Raw genomic sequence first — 16,786 nt, forward strand, 5'->3', positions numbered from 1 at the left:
CGCTTTGGCAAGCTAATAGCCCACTGGAGAGCTTGCATACCACCAAGGCTGCCACCAATCACGGCTGCCCATTGCTCAATACGTAACTTGTCAGCCAGCACTGCCTGACTTCGAACCCAGTCCGAGACGGTTACAATTGGGAAGTCTGGTCCATATAGTTCGCCTGTTTCGGGATTGATGGTGTTCGGGCCGGAAGAGCCTTTACAGCCACCCAGATTATTGACGGAAACGACAAAGAATTTATTGGTATCAATGGCCTTACCTGGACCTATAGCCGTATCCCACCAGCCGGGTTTGCGCTCGTCCATTGAATGATAGCCCGCTGCATGGTGATCGCCCGATAAAGCATGACAAATCAGTACGGCATTACTCTGATTAGCATTGAGTTCACCATAGGTTTCATAAACCAGATCATAACTGGGCAAAAGTCGCCCACAATCGAGTTTAAGCGGCTCATCAACATGCAGCGTAGATGGGGTTACCAAACCGACCGAGTCAGCAGGTATTGATTCCGGCATAAAAACTTGATTCCCGTGAAAAGCGTTAAGTCTAATCAGAGTGCGGTCTGAGCGCAATCCTGATAATTTAAATTTGGCCTGTAAGCAAAGGCATAACCAGCATTGAAAGTACTTGTAAGCCAAGCAATACGAACAGCGGTGATAAATCCATTCCGCCAAGTGGTGGAATCAGGTTTCTGACCGGACGCAGTAAAGGTGCGTTCATACGGCTGACAAGAGGCGCCACCGGGTTATAGGTGCCAGCGGGTGTGACCCAGCTTAAGATGACTTCAATAATGATGCTGACGGTAAAAATACCGATAAATAAGGAAAACAGCTCAGCAGCAATAAGATTTATCCAGAATAGGCCCGAGGGAAAGGCGCCAGCGATAAGTCCCACCACCAACAGTTTCACTATAGTAACTAAGAGAAGTAACACAATGGTAGCTGTATCCCAGCGACCCATGGCCGGAATAAACTGGCGCAGGAATTTAACCGGGGCCTGTGTCGCTTTGATGATGAATTGCACCATCGGATTGTGATAATCCCAGTTCGCCCATTGCATAATGAGACGAAGGGCGACCACAACCATATAAAGAAAGAATAATGTCTCAACGACAAAAATCAGGGGATTGGCCAGGTAACTATTATTCATGATCTTGTCCTAATTGATCGGCTAACTCACCAGCTCTACTTGCAGCCGCTTTCAGAGCTTTACTGAACAGACCGCGTAAATCGCCCTGTTCAAATTCATCCAGCGCGCGTTCTGTTGTCCCTCCCGGCGATGTAACTCGCTGGCGAAGTACACAGGCGGATTCCTCACTTTCAAGAGCCATCTTAGATGCACCAAATGCAGTTTCCAGTGCAAGTAACCTTGCGGTATCTTCCGGTAAGCCGAGTTCCATTCCTGCGTTTTGCATTGCTTCCATAACCAGGAAAAAATACGCTGGCCCACTGCCTGATAGGGCCGTGACAGCATCCATTTGCTGTTCATGTCTGACCCAGATTGCTAATCCGACTGCTCTTAAAATGGATTCAGCAAGTTCATGCTGTTCAGTCTCAACGAAGTCATTGGAGCAAAGCGCCGTCGCTCCAGCTTGTACCAGGGAGGGGGTATTGGGCATAGCGCGAACAATTGATGCCTCATTATGTCCCAACCAGCGGGCAATATCGTCTAGTCGAATACCTGCAGCAATTGAAATCAGTAGTTTATTTTTAGTCCATTTACTACTGATTTGTCGGGTGACGCCCTGTAATTGCTGCGGTTTGACTGCCAGAATTACTACATCCGCATCCGCGATTGCGGCAGTGTTATCGGTGAACGTACATACGGGATACTGGCTGGAAAGCGCTTGTAAGTTTTCATTGTTGGGATCGGAGACATGAATTTTTTCAGCGTTAAAGCCATCAGTGATAAGTCCGCCTATTAGGCTGCGGGCCATGTTTCCACCACCAATGAAAGCGAGCGTACATTGTTTCATTACCTGACCTTTTAATTACGAAATAAATACCAGTGTAAAGTTTATTGGCTCTGACGTGTATGACGTTGACCAAAAAGTGCAGTTCCGATACGGACCATTGTACTGCCATGTTCAATAGCAAGAGCCATATCCGCCGTCATTCCCATTGATAAAGTATCAATACTTTCAAACTTATTTTGCAGGTTTTGATAGAGCGCATGAGCTCGTTTAAACGAGTCTGCTTGATCGGTCTCGTTATCATGGCGGGCCGGAATTATCATAAGTCCCCGAAGTTTAAGCCGTTCGAATTCTTGAATGGCTTCAGCAAGCGGAATAACATCTTCCGTAATCACCCCTGATTTCGTCTCTTCGTTATCAATATTCACCTGGATGCATACATTCAGAGGGGGCAGATCATCGGGGCGCTGATCATTGAGACGTTTGGCTATTTTGAGGCGGTCAACACTCTGTGCCCAGCTAAAGAAAGCCGCGATATCACGCGTTTTGTTCGACTGGATTGGACCGATGAAGTGCCATTCAAGATTTAATTCCTTTAGCGAATCAATTTTTTCAATCGCTTCTTGTAAATAGTTTTCACCAAAGCGGCGTTGTCCCAAATCAGCCAGATCCCTTAGTTTTTCAGCAGGCCACGTCTTACTGACGGCAAGAAGGTGAACATCTTTTTCAGGGCGGTTTGCGTCTGTTGTTGCTGTGCGTATACCGTCTTGAATTGTCTCAAATCGTTTTTTTATCTCTGTCATGTTGCAAGCCTGCGATGACCGCGCTACCTTTGTATCATTACTTCATTATTAAAGCCGTTTAGCTTACTACAATCGTTCTAGGGAAAGTGGATGGATATTACTGAATTACTCGCCTTTAGTGCAAAGAATAAGGCATCGGATCTACACATCTCTGCTGGAGAGCCTCCCATGATCAGGGTCGACGGTGATGTGAAACGAATCAACTTGCCGCCGATGGATCATAAAGAAGTCCACGCGATGGTTTATGACATCATGAACGATAAGCAGCGTAAAGACTTTGAAGAGTTCCTTGAAGCCGACTTCTCATTTGAGATTCCTAACCTGGCCCGGTTTCGTGTCAATGTCTTCAATCAGAACCGTGGCGCTGCGGCTGTATTCCGTACTATTCCTTCAGAGGTTTTAACCTTAGAAGACCTGGCAGCGCCGGAGATATTTAAAACGATCTCTGATAATTCGCGTGGCATCGTGCTGGTGACCGGCCCGACGGGCTCAGGTAAGTCGACTACGCTGGCGGCAATGGTAGATTACCGTAACGAAAAAGATAACGAACACATTCTGACGATAGAAGATCCAATCGAATTTGTGCATCAAAGTAAGAAGTGTTTGGTTAACCAACGTGAAGTGCATCGCGATACGTTAGGCTTCAGTGAAGCTCTTCGGAGTGCCTTGCGTGAAGATCCCGATATTATCCTTGTCGGTGAATTACGTGACCTTGAAACCATTCGTCTCGCATTAACTGCTGCTGAAACAGGTCACTTGGTGTTTGGTACACTGCATACCTCTTCAGCTGCCAAAACCATCGACCGTATTATCGATGTTTTCCCGGCAGCAGAAAAAGACATGGTTCGTTCGATGCTGTCCGAATCTCTTCGTGCGGTTATTTCCCAGACGTTGATGAAAAAAGTGGGTGGGGGGCGTATCGCCGCGCATGAAATAATGATTGGTACACCGGCAATCCGTAACCTCATCCGTGAAGATAAAGTCCCGCAGATGTATTCGGCTATTCAAACGGGTGGAGCCATCGGTATGCAAACGTTGGATCAATGCCTACAAGATCTGGTCAGACGTCAGCAAGTGACTAAACAGGAAGCATTACCGCGTGCTGTTAATAAAGATATATTCCGTTAAGGAGAAACAACGATGGAAATCGTGACTATTTTAAAAGCTGCCGTGAAACACGATGCCTCGGATATTTTTGTAACAGCGGGTCGGCCGGTAACACTCAAAGTGAATGGGCGTATGGCGACATTGTCTCAGGAATCGCTAGAGGATGACGAGGCACGTGACCTGGTTTTAAGTACCATGTCCGACGAGCAAAAAAGAAACTTTGAGCGGGATAAAGAGTGTAACTACGCGCTTGAAACCAAAGGTGCCGGTCGTTTTAGAATCAGTGCGTTGTATCAGCGCAACAGAATCGCGATGGTTCTGCGTCGTATCAAGGATGAAATTCCTTCGATTGAAGAATTACACGTCCCGGAAATCATTAAAGAACTCTCCATGACCAAGCGTGGATTGGTTATCTTTGTCGGTGCGACGGGTAGTGGTAAATCAACCACTCTAGCTGCAATGATTGGCTACCGGAACCAGAATAGTACCGGACATATTCTGACGATTGAAGATCCTATCGAATTTGATCACAAACATGCGGGTTGTGTGGTAACACAGCGTGAAGTTGGTATTGATACCGATTCATACGATATCGCACTGAAAAACTCATTAAGACAAGCGCCCGATGTCATCATGATTGGTGAGATTCGTGCGCGTGAAACCATGGACTACGGTATCGCATTCGCTGAAACTGGCCATTTATGTTTGTCGACCTTACATGCCAATAATGCCAACCAGGCGATGGACCGTATCATCAACTTTTTCCCAGAGGAAAGGCATAAACAACTGTTTTTGGATATGTCGCTAAACTTGAAAGCCGTTGTGGCGCAACGCTTAATCCCTAAAAAAGATGGCAGTGGGAGAACCGTTGCGGTTGAAGTGTTGTTAAATACCCCTTTGATTGGTGATTTGATCGAAAAGGGCAAAGTGTCTGAGGTCAAAGATGTGATGAAACGGTCACGGGAACTTGGTATGCAAACATTCGACCAAGCGGTGTATGATCTTTACAAAGCTGGTGACATTTCCTACGAGGACGCACTCAAAAATGCTGACTCTGCTAATGAAGTTCGCTTGATGATTAAACTGGGTGCTGAGTCTGGCGAGCTTGAACACGATGAAGATATCCAGGGACTGTCTCTGGAACCTGAAGATCACGATGTGATAGGCAGAATGTAGACCTTGTTGCTTTTGGGATACAAAGTAAACAAAAAAACATAAATATATTAGACGCCACTTGAATTTAGTCTTATGATGTAGTCACACTACAACAGTCTGATGTCTGTATGGTATTGACCATTCGGATATCACATTGAATTTTCACTTACCTAACGTTAAGGAAAGGAAGGCAATATGAAACTAACAGGTAAATTACTTGCTGTAGCTTTTGCAGCCGCATTACTCGCGGGTTGCGCTGGCCCAGCCAAACGTGACGCAGGAACCAACTTTATGTGTGCCGTGGGTGGTGCATTGGTCGGTGGTGCTGCAACAGCTGCCGTAGTTGATGGTAGTGGTACTGCTGCTGGTGGTGCTGCTGTTGGTGCCATGCTTGCGTTACTTCTATGTCCTACTGAAGAAGCAGAAGCCGCACCCATGGTGGAAGAAGAGCCTGTTTGTGCTGTGGAGCCTCCAGCGGGTGCGTTAGTGGACCAAAACGGTTGTGCATATGACACAGATGGTGATGGTGTCTACGATGGTATCGACCTTTGCCGTAACACTCCTGAGGGTGTAACCGTTGATCGTGTTGGCTGTCCTCTGGATTCTGATAACGATGCAGTTGCTGACTATCTTGATCTGTGCCCAGGTACACCAAAAGGCGTTATCGTTGACCAAGATGGTTGCCCAATCGCTGGTGAAAATATCTTGTCACTGACAGGTGTTAACTTCGCGTTTGATAAAGCGGTTCTAACCCCAGAAGCTGAATCTATCTTGGAAGAAGCGGTGACGTTACTGAAAGAGACTGATGGTATCGTTGAAGTACGCGTTGAAGGTCACACTGACAGCATTGGTACTGAAGCATATAACCAAGACCTGTCACAACGTCGTGCTCAATCAGTTGTTGACTATCTGACTTCACGTGGCATTGATGGTAACAATCTGGTTCCTGTTGGCTTGGGTGAAAACTTCCCAGTTGCCAGCAATGATACAGATGCCGGTCGTGCTGCCAACCGTCGCGTTGATTTTGTTATCAATCAATAAAATCTAATTCGCGGTAACATAATTAAGGCCCTGCTAGTCAGGGCCTTTTTTTTGTCTTTTATATTAGTCTAGTACAACCAGTTTTCTAAACTGTTTAGTCTGACCAAGGATTCAGCAGCTTTGATTAGCTCCATGTGTTTTTGAGTTTGAAAGATGTCTAACAGTTCTTTATGAACCTGTATTGCGGTCATACCTGGCTTAAGCGAGTTATGGTAGAGCAGTTTCAGTAAAAGGTAATCCAGGCCCGTTAGAAAATCATTATGAGAATGGTCATTGAAGATAGAAGGATAAACTTCTGTTGAGTCATTATGTAGGCCCATTATCTGCGTGAGTTCCTCCACCACACAGGCCATCAACTTGCCATGCGCCCTTGCTCTGTCGACGGGGATGATAACCACTCCTGAGTTGATATCAGCGTTGATACCATAACGTAGCTGAGCTACGCAGACACTGTTTCTATTCAAAGCGCGGCGAAAGTTTTTACTGGAAATATTTAAATCATTGAGCAGATAAGTCTCTAGCTCGTTCTCAGAACCAAAAATAATCTTTACATTGGCTGTTTCATTATTTTTAGCCAGCATGATCTTATGATTCGTTATGGACATAAGATGGCTAAACTGTTGTTTAACCATTTTGCTGTGCAGAGCCTGATCACCGGTTCGATCCATAATCGTGTAGACAATCGGTTTTTGCCATTTATGAAGCAAACCATCATTTTTACCATGCTCACTTTGTAAGGCTATTTGAGAGAAGCTTTGTTGAATATAGTCCGGCTGTTGCCAATGTGCGCTCTCTTTTCCGATAACAGAATTTGAACTGATTAAAAGGCAAAGCGATGAGATAGTCGTTAGGGATTTAAACATAAACTAAGTTTATGCTGAATCAGTACTCGCCACCAAGGGCTAATGGTAAAAAAGCGGGTAGGAGATTTGAATTGGATGCGGAATCACAACGCATGCGTTTTAGTGAGTCTGTTTTAAGAAATGGCGCGCCTGACAGGAATCGAACCTGTGACCTTCGGCTTCGGAAACCGACACTCTATCCAACTGAGCTACAGGCGCGTGGAAGTAATCTAAAACGAGTGATGAGCGCAGATTATACGGACTTTACAAACTGACTGCCATCCAGAGTGAAATCACAGGGCGTACAATTCACGCCCTGTGATTCTAAAATCAGTAACTCGGGTTGATCTTTTCCAGTTTCCAGATTTCATTGTTGTACTCTTCCATCGTGCGATCGGTAGAGAATTTACCACTGTTCGCGCTGTTAATGATGCTCATTGCGGTCCAGCGTTCTTTGTCCTGGTAGGCTTGTCCAGCCAGTTCCTGAGCATCAACAAAACTACGGAAATCGGCTATCGTCATCCAAGGGTCATTTGGACTCGTAAAGGCAGCGATCACATCATCGAAACAGCCTGGCTCAAACTGGTTGAAATGGCCAGATTCAAGCAGCTCAACGACACGTTTGAGGTCTTCATCGTTGTCAATGATATAGCGAGGATTATAGCCATGACGTGCTTCTACCACCTCATCTTCGGTCAGTCCAAACAGGAAGAAGTTATCTTCACCCGCCTCTTCACGAATTTCGATGTTGGCGCCATCCAGTGTCCCGATGGTAATGGCACCGTTCATCATAAACTTCATGTTTCCGGTACCTGATGCTTCCTTACCGGCTGTTGATATCTGTTCTGATAAATCTGCGGCAGGGCAAATAACCTCCATTGCGGAAACCTGATAATTGGGCAGGAAGACTACCTTGAGCAAATTACCTACTTCCGGGTCGTTGTTAACCAGTTCAGCAACGTTGTTAATTAACTTGACGATTTGTTTTGCCATGACGTAGCCGGGAGCGGCTTTACCACCAAAAAGTACAGCACGGGGTGTCATACCCTCACTAACACCACGTTTAATGCGGTCATAAAGATGGATAACATGCAACACATTTAGAAGCTGACGCTTGTATTCATGGATGCGTTTCACCTGAATATCAAATAAAGCTTCTGGATCGAAAGTAACATTACAGCTTTCTTTAACCAGCTCGGCCAGGCGCTGTTTATTCTCCAGTTTGGCTGCATGCCATTTCTTCTGGAAAGCTTTGTCATGCGCATACGGTTCGAGTTTTTTCAGCTCAGTTAGCTCCGTGATCCATTTATCACCGATAGTATCGGTTACCAGATCACGCAGTGCGGGATTACACCATGCCATCCAACGGCGTTGTGTAACACCATTTGTTTTGTTGTTGAACTTATATGGCCAAAGTTCGTAAAAATCTTTGAAAAGCCCTTTTTTAAGTAATTCTGAGTGCAAGGCTGCTACACCGTTAATTGAATAACTGCCGACAATGGCGAGATGAGCCATACGAACCTGCTGCTGAGGACCTTCTTCAATGATCGACATGCGAGCCAGTTTTTGTTTGTCACCGGGCCATTGGTTTGCCACTTCACGCAGAAAACGGGCATTGATTTCATAAATGATCTCTAATATCCGTGGTAACAGACGACCAAACATATTTACCGGCCAGCGTTCTAAGGCTTCGGGTAAGAGAGTGTGATTGGTGTATGCCATCGTCTGGGTGGTAATATCCCATGCCTGTTCCCAGTTTAGACCGTGTTCATCCATCAATAAGCGCATCAGCTCAGCGACGGCTACGGTGGGATGGGTATCGTTAAGTTGGAAGCAGTTTTTTTCAGCGAAATCATCAAAATCTTCACTGTGAGTGGTGACCCAGTAATCGAGAATATCCTGCAAGCTGGCAGAAGCAAGGAAGTATTGCTGACGCAGACGCAGTTCTTTACCGTTTTCGCTGGTGTCATTGGGGTACAACACCATACTGATATTTTCAGCCTCATTCTTGGCTGCTACCGCCTCGGTATAAGACCCTGAATTAAAATCAGCCAGATTAAACTCGTCTGTGGCGGCAGCTTTCCACAGGCGAAGCTTATTAACCGTGCCGTTTTGGTACCCAGGCACAGGCAGATCATACGGAACAGCAAGCACATCATTGGAATCAACCCAATAAACACGCATTTCGCCATCATGTTCGCGATGAAATTCGGTATGCCCACCAAATTTAACTCTCTGGGTAAATTCGGGACGTTCCAGTTCCCATGGGTTACCATCACGCAACCAATGATCAGGTTTTTCAATCTGATAACCATCTTTGATGCTTTGTTTAAACATGCCGTATTCGTAGCGCAGGCCGTAGCCTGTGACCGGCAGCTGCAACGTGGCACAGCTGTCTATAAAACAGGCCGCCAATCGACCCAGACCACCATTCCCCAGCCCAGCATCCTGTTCCATACTGATAAGCTCTTCGAAGTTCAGTCCTAACTCATGTAAGGCTTTTTTGGTTTCTTCTTCCAATCCGAGATTTAGCGCTGCGTTGCCCATAGCGCGGCCCATCAAAAATTCCATGGATAAGTAATACGTCTGTTTACAACGTGTCTCGGCATAGGTGTGCTTGGTATGTTTCATTCGGTTAAACAGACGATCACGAAGGCTGAATGCGAGTGAAGCGAATAGATAGTGGCCAGATGCACAGCCTTTATCCTGTGCCAGATGTGTTCCATAGTAGCGCTTGAAATCGCGAATCAGATCATCGCTTTCCATTCCGAGTTTGGGTGTTTTGTATAGTTCGGAATTTGGAGATGCGGTACAAGCGTAGCGTGGGCTCATAGAAAGACCTTTAAATTTTAAAAATTATTGTTGATAGATGACAGAAAAGCCATCTCGGTTGGGCATCGTTACCTGAGGCAGTGTGGCTTCGTTGAGCTCTACACCAGATTTGATTATACCATCCTGACTTAGAATATAAGCGCAAAGTGCGTAAATTTCATTACTATTCAGTGAATAAGGTGCAGACGGTGGCATGGAGCGACGTATATAGTCAAATAAGGTTGTGGCATAAGGCCAGAAGCTGTTGACGGTTTTTTCGGGATATTCACTTTTTAGAGAACCCACTTCTCCGACTAAAGGCATGGCGCTGGCGCCAATCGCTTCAAAACCATGACAGGAGGCACATTGCTGATTAAATATTTTTTTGCCTTGTGCCGCGTTTCCGGAGCCTGGTGGAAGATTTTCACCATCTGGAGTAATAGTCAGGTTCCATTCCGGTTTGGATATGACTGATTCGGCATTTTCCCCGTGTTTTTGATATTGAGGCTCAGCAGAGATAACCGTGCTGATTACCAGGAAGGGGAGAATATGAGTTAGTTTAGGAAGGGTAGACATGATTGATATCTCCTTGCTCGGTCACTTCCCAACTCACAATGGCGTTATAGTGGAAAAAGCCATCAGTGCCTCTGTTTTCAACCAATGCCTCACGTGAGGGTTGAACATAGCCTGTCTCGTCAGTGGCACGACTTTGGAGTACCGCATACTGACCTTGCCATCGCCATGGTAGGTTGAAGCGAGTGAAAGCTTTATCCAGAACCGGACCCTGCAATTCAGCTTCTACCCATGTTTTGCCGCCATCTGCAGAAATTTCAACGCGACTAATTTTACCCCTGCCTGACCAGGCAAGTCCGGTGACTTGATAAATACCTGGGTTATCCGTTAACTGCATTCCCAGTGAAGGTGCAGTGATGAGTGATTTTGCATCCATCATAAAACTGAATTGACGTGCCGTTCCGTCTGGCATCAGATCCGTGTACTGTGCAGTTTCGTCGCGTGACATCGCGGGCTTATCGGTAAGACGCAACTGGCGGAGCCATTTCACGTTGACGATACCTTCCCAGCCCGGTAAAACCAGCCGCATCGGGTAACCGTTTTCGGGACGCAGTCTCTCTCCATTCTGATACAACGCCAGAATGGCATCATCCATTAATTTATCAAGGGGGATGCTGACATTGAGTGATGCACCATCGGCTGCTTCTGCAATCACCCATTTAGCATCAGGTTTGATACCTGCTTCTTGAAGTAACAAACTTAAGGGCACTCCCGTCCATTCAGCATTAGATACGAGACCATGCGCGTACCCTGCAGCGGATTGAATCGGTGTGCTACGCCAGCCGCTGTTACTGTTGCCACCGCATTCGATAAAACAGATTCGCGCTTTTTGTGGGTAACGTTTTAAAGCTTCAACACTGAATTTGAGTGGTGTATCAACCAAGCCATCAATTAATAAGATGTGTGTTCTCGGATCGATATCAGGCACACCATTATGATGGCGTTCGTAATGAAGACCGTTCGGCGTAATTGTGCCCTGAAGCTCATGTAATGGCGCCCATGAAACGCCGTTTCCCGGCATATCCTGATTAGCAGATATCCAGCGGATGACCTCTTTTTCGTAAGAGGATGGCTGGCCATAGTTAGTGAATGGCCGGCCGGCCTGGCGCATTGACTCTGGCAGGACGTCAGCAAAATCAACGGCTTTCTGAGCAGCCATTATAGGCAGGCTGAATCCGGCAAATGCACCGCCTAAAGCCGTTGTTTGTAGAAATTGACGACGACTCTCGAGCAGTTTGTTTGCCATACCATGCGCCTTTATTCTGTAGCGTTTACCAATTCGACTTCAAACCATTCATCAAGTTTTTGAATGGCTTCATCTCGGCCACTTTTATTCAATGACGAGAACATCTGAACAGTAGCAGTAAGATCCTGTTTTTTGAGTTCGCTGATCACTTTAAGCATGCTTTGCTTGGCTGCACCATGTTTGAATTTATCCGATTTGGTCAAAAGGATATGTACAGCGAGATCAGCTTGATTCGCCCAGCTAATCATTTGCAGGTCGAAAGCTTTCAGCGGGTGACGAATATCCATCATCAGCATCAATCCTCGTAGAGATTGTCGCGTTTCCAGATATTTGGCTAGCGTTTCTTGCCACTTTAGTTTCATTTTTTCCGGCACTTTTGCGTAGCCATAACCTGGAAGATCGACTAATGCACGCTGCTCATCCAAGCTGAAAAAGTTAATCATCTGAGTACGACCCGGTGTTTTACTGGTCCTTGCCAGAGATCGGATCCCTGTTATCGTGTTGATTGCGCTGGACTTTCCCGCATTAGATCGGCCGGCGAAAGCGACTTCCAAACCTATATCGTCGGGTAACTGAGACAGTTGGGTCGCGCTGCCGGTATAATGGGCGTTTCTATAGAGCTGTGACATGGAACCATTTCGGGTGAAATATTGACCCAATAAGGGTAGCATACCCACAGTTTCAAAATACAAATGCTTAGTTTTCAGGTAGAGAGAAATGAAAAGAACGTTAATATTAGCTGTGCTTGGCATGGCCCTCGGTATGACCTCCTCTGCAATGGCTGCAGGTAATGTAGCCGCCGGGAAGGAAAAATCGGCTGTCTGTGCAGCCTGTCATGGCATTGACGGCAATGGTTTGTCCGATGCTTATCCAAAACTGGCCGGTCAACATGAAGGTTATCTCGTCAAACAGTTAATGGAATTCAAAAGTGGCGCCCGCCAAAATGCCCTGATGGCGCCAATGGTTGCTAATTTATCTGAACAAGATATGGCCGACCTAGCTGCTTATTTCGCCAGCCAGAAAACGACGCCAGGTGCGGTATCCGAAGATTTGGTGGCTGCTGGCGAGCAAATCTACCGTGGTGGTAATAAAGAAACTGGCGTGCCCGCCTGTATGGCCTGTCACGGCCCCAATGGTAATGGCATTCCTGCAGCTAACTGGCCTAAATTATCCGGTCAATACAATAGCTACGTGGAAACGCAATTGCATGCATTCGCTAATGGCGACCGCAATAATTCTCCTAACGGTATGATGGCTGATATCGCTAGTAAGATGAGTGAAGCTGAAATCAAAGCCGTTTCGGCCTACGTTTTTGGTCTGAAATAATTCAGTCTCATGCCTGCACATTGTGAATGTGCAGGCGTTGCTGACACATTCAGGTAAGTTTACCTGGAATAGGGTTCCCCCATGTCGCAAACCAAGGATTCTAAACTTCCACATCGCAGCTTCGCATGGCGCCTGTTTCACTTTCTGGGCACCATGGAGTTGGCGATTACACTGCTGATTACGTTGGCGATCGCGTCAGTGATAGGCACGGTATTACAGCAAAACCAACCTTATCCTGATTATGTGATTAAATTCGGCCCTTACTGGTTTGAAGTGTTTGAATCGCTGGGGCTTTATGATGTATATAGCGCCCTCTGGTTTTTGATCATTCTCACTTTGTTAGTGATTTCCACGTCGGTCTGCGTCATTCGTCATGCCCCATCGATGTTCAAAGATATGTTCAATCTGAGAACCAATGTTCAACTCAAATCTCTTCGCTCAATGCACCATCGTGCGGATTGGGTTGAGAACGCTGACTTAAATACTACCGCCGATAATTTACAGTCTTTTTTTAAGACGAAAGGCTTCAGAACCCGGGTCACTGATAAAGGCGATGATCGTCTTATCTCAGCCATGCGGGGCGGAATGAACCGATTGGGTTATATCCTCACGCATGTGGCGATTATAGTCATCTGTGTGGGTGGGTTGATGGACAGTAACTTGCCATTGAAATTGGCGGAGTGGCAAGGAAAGCTGAAAATTGAGACCCGTAATTTACCTTTGAGTCAGATCCCTCAGGAAAGCCGTCTTCCGGTTGGTGCACAGGCGTTTCGAGGCAGTGTCAGTATTGGTGAGGGTCGCTCTTCAGCAGTGGTTTACTTGCCAATGCGTGACGGGTATCTGGTGCAAAATTTACCTTTCACGATCGCGGTTGATGAGTTCCGGATTGAACACTATCCAACCGGCCAACCCAAATCTTTTGAGTCTGATTTAAAAGTCTATGATCCCGAGTTGGAAGAGCCGATTACAACAACGATTTCTGTGAATCATCCGCTTATCCATAAAGGCTACGCGATATACCAGGCCAGTTTCGGTGATGGCGGTTCAGAGTTAACTATGGATGCATGGCCGTTGTTTGCCGAGCAGGCTGAGGCGGTGACGGTTGATACCAAAGTATTTGAAACGCGTGAGATGCACTGGGGTGAACAGACCATGCAGCTTGAAATGACCGGCTTCAGACCGTTTAATATCAATCCCGATCCGACAGAAGACGATCCCAAAAACGTGCGCAATTATGGACCGAGTATTCAGTTCAAATTACGTCGCGATACTGGTGAAGCGTTGGAATATGAAAACTACATGTATCCGGTCGAACGTGAAGGCCGTGAATTCTTTCTCAGTGGGGTTCGTAGCAGTCCGGCAGAAGAGTTTGGTTATTTACATATTCCGGCGGACGAGAACGGTGAATTGGACGGCTTTATGCAGTTTTTGCAAGATCTGAATGATCAGGAAATGGTAGAAGACGTCGCAATACAAATGAAAGACGAAACCTTGTTGAGTCTGCAAACAGAAGACGATCTTGTGCTGGGAGAAAGTCTGCAAAAAACCTTGGTCACGTTAGTGGATATGTTCATGCGCGGTGGCTTTGGCGATGTTCGTGACTTTGTCGAAGAGACACTGCCAGCAGCGGAACGAGACAATCTGGCGCCAGCGTATCTCGCCATGTTGCGTGAAATGCTAGGCAGAATCTATTTTATCGGTCTGGATCTGTCAGAGAGTGATACTGTCGATGAGTCGCAGCTGTTATTCATGCAGGATGCGATTGATGCAATCGGCAGTCTTCCGCGGTATGGTTCTCCTGTCTATCTGGCACTACAAGATTACACTCATATTGAATCAACCGGTTTGCAGATTGCACGATCACCGGGTAAGTCTGTTGTTTATCTAGGCTGTGCTTTTCTGGTTGCCGGTGTATTTTTGTTGTTCTATCTTCCGCAAAGACGGTTCTGGGTCTGGCTCAAGAATGAGAACCAACAGACGCAAGTGTATCTTGCCGGTATGAGTAACCGTAATCCAAGAGAGTTTGATAGTTTTTTTGAACAAATACGGAAGGAAATACAATCTCAGCAGGGGAACTCTGCTACGGGTTGATGTTCTTAGTCTCTAATTTACGTTAGCGCGTAGTGAGAAAAATATGACAGCAAATCTAACTACTGTAAATCCGAATAAATCGTCGATTCTGACTTGGCTGTGGCGACTATTGATGACACTTTCTGCGATAGGCTTGATTAGCTATTACGCCGAAGTGCTCGATGTCTACGAAGTCAGTATTGTTATCCTGACAGCTATAAGCATGGCTTTTTTAGGCCAGGACTGGCCCGGTTTCCGCTGGCATGTGATTGCCGCCGCGATATTGAGTTTAGTGGCGGTATCCTTATACGGTACTGATCTGGGGCAGGCAGAGAACAGCTTTTGGTTAAATTACATATTGGCTAGCCAATCGGCTTTCATGTGGATGAGTGCGTTATTCGTGATGGCGACAGTAACCTATTTTGCCGGTATGGCACTAGACTCGGCATTTACCCAAAAAGTCGCTACCGCATTGACATGGTCAGCAACAACAATGGGTATGGTCGGTTTGATGGTGCGCTGGCGGGAGTCATACCTTATCGGTGCTGATATAGGGCATATACCTGTTAGTAATCTGTATGAAGTTTTTATCCTGTTTTCGGTGGTCACGGCATTACTTTACTTGTTTTATGAAAGACGTTATGAAACGCGAAGCCTGGGTGGCTTTGTCTTATTGGTCATTAGTGCTGCTGTAGTTTTTCAGCTTTGGTATACCTTTGAGCGGAATGCCCATGAAATTCAACCTCTAGTGCCGGCATTGCAAAGCTACTGGATGAAAATTCACGTTCCCGCCAACTTTGTTGGTTATGGTGCTTTTGCGATGGCGGCAATGATTGGTGTGGCTTATCTGCTGGTATCGTGGCGGCAACAAAAGCAGGGTGATAGTGCATGGCTAAGAACGATGCCTTCATTAACGATGATGGACGATTTAATGTATAAATCCATCGCTTTAGGCTTTGCTTTTTTCACCCTAGCCACTATTTTAGGTGCATTGTGGGCCGCTGAAGCCTGGGGTGGCTACTGGTCCTGGGATCCAAAAGAAACCTGGGCGTTGATCGTCTGGTTAAATTACGCTGCTTGGTTGCATATGCGAATGACCAAGGGGTGGAATGGTGTTCCAATGGCCTGGTGGGCATTAATTGGTCTTTTCGTGACCTTATTTGCCTTTCTTGGTGTCAATATGTTTCTGTCAGGGCTGCATTCCTACGGCACCCTCTAAATCTCAGTAATAAAGGAAAGTTTGATGATGAGAAAATTGATGCATACGCTCGCCGCAGCTGTTCTGATGACGGTGTTTACAACAACAGCTTCTGCTGTGCCGATGAATTATGTAGAAGGCACACATTTTTTTCCTACCGCTGAGAAATTGGCTACTTCCGATGACAATATGATTGAAGTTGTCGAGATGTTTTCCTACACCTGTCCGCATTGTTTCAAACTTGAACCTGCGATTGATGAATGGAAACAAACCCTGCCCGAAAATGTTAAATTTACCAAGGTTCCAGCCATCTTTCGTGATAGTTGGTTAGAACTGGCGAAGGTTTACTATGCCGCCGAAGCAACGGGTGATCTGGAAATGCTACACCCGAAGCTATTTAATGCCATTCATGTTGATAAACGTCGTCTCAACACTGAAGATCAGTTACTTGACTTTGTTGAAGAGCAAGGCATTGATCGTGAAAGCTTTGCCAAAATGATGAACTCATTTTCAGTTCAGGGCAAAGTTAAAAAGGCCTTGGTGATGAGTCAGACTTCTGGTATCACCGGAGTCCCTTCAATCATTGTTGATGGCCGCTATCGAACTGATGCCAGTAGCGCCGGTGGGGCAGAAGATCTCTTCGGTGTTGTTGATCAATTAATACAACAAGCAAACTAATCTCATATAAGAAGCCCGGTT

The 16,786-nt window shown here is 46.1% G+C and carries 16 protein-coding genes and 1 tRNA gene; 7 read left to right on the forward strand and 10 right to left on the reverse strand.

Features of this window, described 5'->3' with window-relative positions:
• The 4 genes from ACTF5U_RS03415 to ACTF5U_RS03430 all read right to left on the reverse strand — a co-directional run.
• On the reverse strand, positions 1–518 hold a 518-nt coding region (locus ACTF5U_RS03415; RefSeq protein WP_438970238.1), incomplete at its 3' end, for an alpha/beta fold hydrolase.
• A 67-nt stretch (positions 519–585) separates the two neighbouring features.
• The gene (locus ACTF5U_RS03420; protein ID WP_438970239.1) at positions 586–1,152 is read right to left on the reverse strand and encodes a YggT family protein; all 567 of its coding nucleotides are present in this window, start codon (positions 1,150–1,152) and stop codon (positions 586–588) included.
• Positions 1,145–1,978 carry a pyrroline-5-carboxylate reductase gene (proC, locus tag ACTF5U_RS03425; RefSeq protein WP_438970240.1) on the reverse strand — a complete coding sequence of 278 codons (834 nt, stop codon included), beginning with the start codon at positions 1,976–1,978 and terminating at the stop codon, positions 1,145–1,147. The genes ACTF5U_RS03420 and proC overlap by 8 nt, the downstream gene beginning before the upstream one ends.
• A 41-nt stretch (positions 1,979–2,019) precedes the next feature.
• Positions 2,020–2,718, reverse strand: a complete 699-nt coding sequence (locus tag ACTF5U_RS03430) for a YggS family pyridoxal phosphate-dependent enzyme (RefSeq protein WP_438970241.1) — start codon at positions 2,716–2,718, stop codon at positions 2,020–2,022.
• Between the two features lie 90 nt (positions 2,719–2,808).
• On the opposite strand from ACTF5U_RS03430, the gene ACTF5U_RS03435 reads away from it, so the two are divergent.
• The 3 genes from ACTF5U_RS03435 (at position 2,809) to ACTF5U_RS03445 (ending at position 6,021) form a co-directional block, all read left to right on the forward strand.
• Complete coding sequence (locus tag ACTF5U_RS03435; protein WP_438970242.1) at positions 2,809–3,846, forward strand: type IV pilus twitching motility protein PilT; 1,038 nt, start codon at positions 2,809–2,811, stop codon at positions 3,844–3,846.
• Between the two features lie 12 nt (positions 3,847–3,858).
• A complete protein-coding gene (locus tag ACTF5U_RS03440) occupies positions 3,859–5,001 on the forward strand; it encodes a PilT/PilU family type 4a pilus ATPase (RefSeq protein WP_438970243.1) in 1,143 nt (380 codons plus the stop codon).
• 174 nt (positions 5,002–5,175) lie between these two features.
• Positions 5,176–6,021 carry an OmpA family protein gene (locus ACTF5U_RS03445; RefSeq protein ID WP_438970244.1) on the forward strand — a complete coding sequence of 282 codons (846 nt, stop codon included), beginning with the start codon at positions 5,176–5,178 and terminating at the stop codon, positions 6,019–6,021.
• Between the two features lie 68 nt (positions 6,022–6,089).
• On the opposite strand, the gene ACTF5U_RS03450 is transcribed toward ACTF5U_RS03445, so the two are convergent.
• The 6 genes from ACTF5U_RS03450 to yihA form a co-directional block, all read right to left on the reverse strand.
• On the reverse strand, positions 6,090–6,884 hold the full coding sequence (locus tag ACTF5U_RS03450; protein WP_438970245.1) for a DUF2927 domain-containing protein: 795 nt from the start codon (positions 6,882–6,884) through the stop codon (positions 6,090–6,092).
• A gap of 121 nt (positions 6,885–7,005) precedes the next feature.
• Positions 7,006–7,082 (reverse strand) — tRNA-Arg (locus ACTF5U_RS03455).
• Between the two features lie 111 nt (positions 7,083–7,193).
• Positions 7,194–9,695 (reverse strand): glycogen/starch/alpha-glucan phosphorylase, encoded by a 2,502-nt coding sequence (locus ACTF5U_RS03460; protein WP_438970246.1) that lies wholly within the window; start codon positions 9,693–9,695, stop codon positions 7,194–7,196.
• 24 nt (positions 9,696–9,719) lie between these two features.
• Positions 9,720–10,250, reverse strand: coding sequence for a c-type cytochrome (locus ACTF5U_RS03465; protein ID WP_438970247.1), 531 nt, complete (start codon positions 10,248–10,250; stop codon positions 9,720–9,722).
• On the reverse strand, positions 10,234–11,493 hold the full coding sequence (gene soxC, locus ACTF5U_RS03470) for a sulfite dehydrogenase (RefSeq protein ID WP_438970248.1): 1,260 nt from the start codon (positions 11,491–11,493) through the stop codon (positions 10,234–10,236). The genes ACTF5U_RS03465 and soxC overlap by 17 nt, the downstream gene beginning before the upstream one ends.
• A gap of 11 nt (positions 11,494–11,504) precedes the next feature.
• The gene (gene yihA / locus ACTF5U_RS03475; RefSeq protein WP_438970332.1) at positions 11,505–12,122 is read right to left on the reverse strand and encodes a ribosome biogenesis GTP-binding protein YihA/YsxC; all 618 of its coding nucleotides are present in this window, start codon (positions 12,120–12,122) and stop codon (positions 11,505–11,507) included.
• A gap of 88 nt (positions 12,123–12,210) precedes the next feature.
• Between yihA and ACTF5U_RS03480 the strand changes: the two genes are divergently transcribed.
• The 4 genes from ACTF5U_RS03480 (at position 12,211) to ACTF5U_RS03495 (ending at position 16,765) form a co-directional block, all read left to right on the forward strand.
• A complete protein-coding gene (locus ACTF5U_RS03480) occupies positions 12,211–12,819 on the forward strand; it encodes a c-type cytochrome (RefSeq protein WP_438970249.1) in 609 nt (202 codons plus the stop codon).
• 81 nt (positions 12,820–12,900) lie between these two features.
• Positions 12,901–14,910: a cytochrome c biogenesis protein ResB gene (locus ACTF5U_RS03485; RefSeq protein WP_438970250.1), complete on the forward strand. Its 2,010-nt coding sequence runs from the start codon at positions 12,901–12,903 to the stop codon at positions 14,908–14,910.
• Positions 14,911–14,953: 43 nt separating this feature from the next.
• Entirely contained in the window at positions 14,954–16,108 is a 1,155-nt protein-coding gene (gene ccsB, locus ACTF5U_RS03490; RefSeq protein WP_438970251.1) for a c-type cytochrome biogenesis protein CcsB, read from the forward strand.
• A 24-nt stretch (positions 16,109–16,132) separates the two neighbouring features.
• A complete protein-coding gene (locus ACTF5U_RS03495) occupies positions 16,133–16,765 on the forward strand; it encodes a thiol:disulfide interchange protein DsbA/DsbL (protein ID WP_438970252.1) in 633 nt (210 codons plus the stop codon).
• Positions 16,766–16,786: the final 21 nt, after the last annotated feature.

This window comes from Methylophaga sp. (assembly GCF_965655755.1).
Taxonomy (GTDB): domain Bacteria; phylum Pseudomonadota; class Gammaproteobacteria; order Nitrosococcales; family Methylophagaceae; genus Methylophaga.

What these genes read in the sequence shown, in the direction of transcription:
- ACTF5U_RS03420 (WP_438970239.1), bottom strand. Translation starts at nt 1,152, where the DNA reads ATGAATAATAGTTACCTGGCCAATCCCCTGATTTTTGTCGTTGAGACA.
- proC (WP_438970240.1), bottom strand. Translation starts at nt 1,978, where the DNA reads ATGAAACAATGTACGCTCGCTTTCATTGGTGGTGGAAACATGGCCCGC.
- ACTF5U_RS03430 (WP_438970241.1), bottom strand. Translation starts at nt 2,718, where the DNA reads ATGACAGAGATAAAAAAACGATTTGAGACAATTCAAGACGGTATACGC.
- ACTF5U_RS03435 (WP_438970242.1), top strand. Translation starts at nt 2,809, where the DNA reads ATGGATATTACTGAATTACTCGCCTTTAGTGCAAAGAATAAGGCATCG.
- ACTF5U_RS03440 (WP_438970243.1), top strand. Translation starts at nt 3,859, where the DNA reads ATGGAAATCGTGACTATTTTAAAAGCTGCCGTGAAACACGATGCCTCG.
- ACTF5U_RS03445 (WP_438970244.1), top strand. Translation starts at nt 5,176, where the DNA reads ATGAAACTAACAGGTAAATTACTTGCTGTAGCTTTTGCAGCCGCATTA.
- ACTF5U_RS03450 (WP_438970245.1), bottom strand. Translation starts at nt 6,884, where the DNA reads ATGTTTAAATCCCTAACGACTATCTCATCGCTTTGCCTTTTAATCAGT.
- ACTF5U_RS03460 (WP_438970246.1), bottom strand. Translation starts at nt 9,695, where the DNA reads ATGAGCCCACGCTACGCTTGTACCGCATCTCCAAATTCCGAACTATAC.
- ACTF5U_RS03465 (WP_438970247.1), bottom strand. Translation starts at nt 10,250, where the DNA reads ATGTCTACCCTTCCTAAACTAACTCATATTCTCCCCTTCCTGGTAATC.
- soxC (WP_438970248.1), bottom strand. Translation starts at nt 11,493, where the DNA reads ATGGCAAACAAACTGCTCGAGAGTCGTCGTCAATTTCTACAAACAACG.
- yihA (WP_438970332.1), bottom strand. Translation starts at nt 12,122, where the DNA reads ATGTCACAGCTCTATAGAAACGCCCATTATACCGGCAGCGCGACCCAA.
- ACTF5U_RS03480 (WP_438970249.1), top strand. Translation starts at nt 12,211, where the DNA reads ATGAAAAGAACGTTAATATTAGCTGTGCTTGGCATGGCCCTCGGTATG.
- ACTF5U_RS03485 (WP_438970250.1), top strand. Translation starts at nt 12,901, where the DNA reads ATGTCGCAAACCAAGGATTCTAAACTTCCACATCGCAGCTTCGCATGG.
- ccsB (WP_438970251.1), top strand. Translation starts at nt 14,954, where the DNA reads ATGACAGCAAATCTAACTACTGTAAATCCGAATAAATCGTCGATTCTG.
- ACTF5U_RS03495 (WP_438970252.1), top strand. Translation starts at nt 16,133, where the DNA reads ATGATGAGAAAATTGATGCATACGCTCGCCGCAGCTGTTCTGATGACG.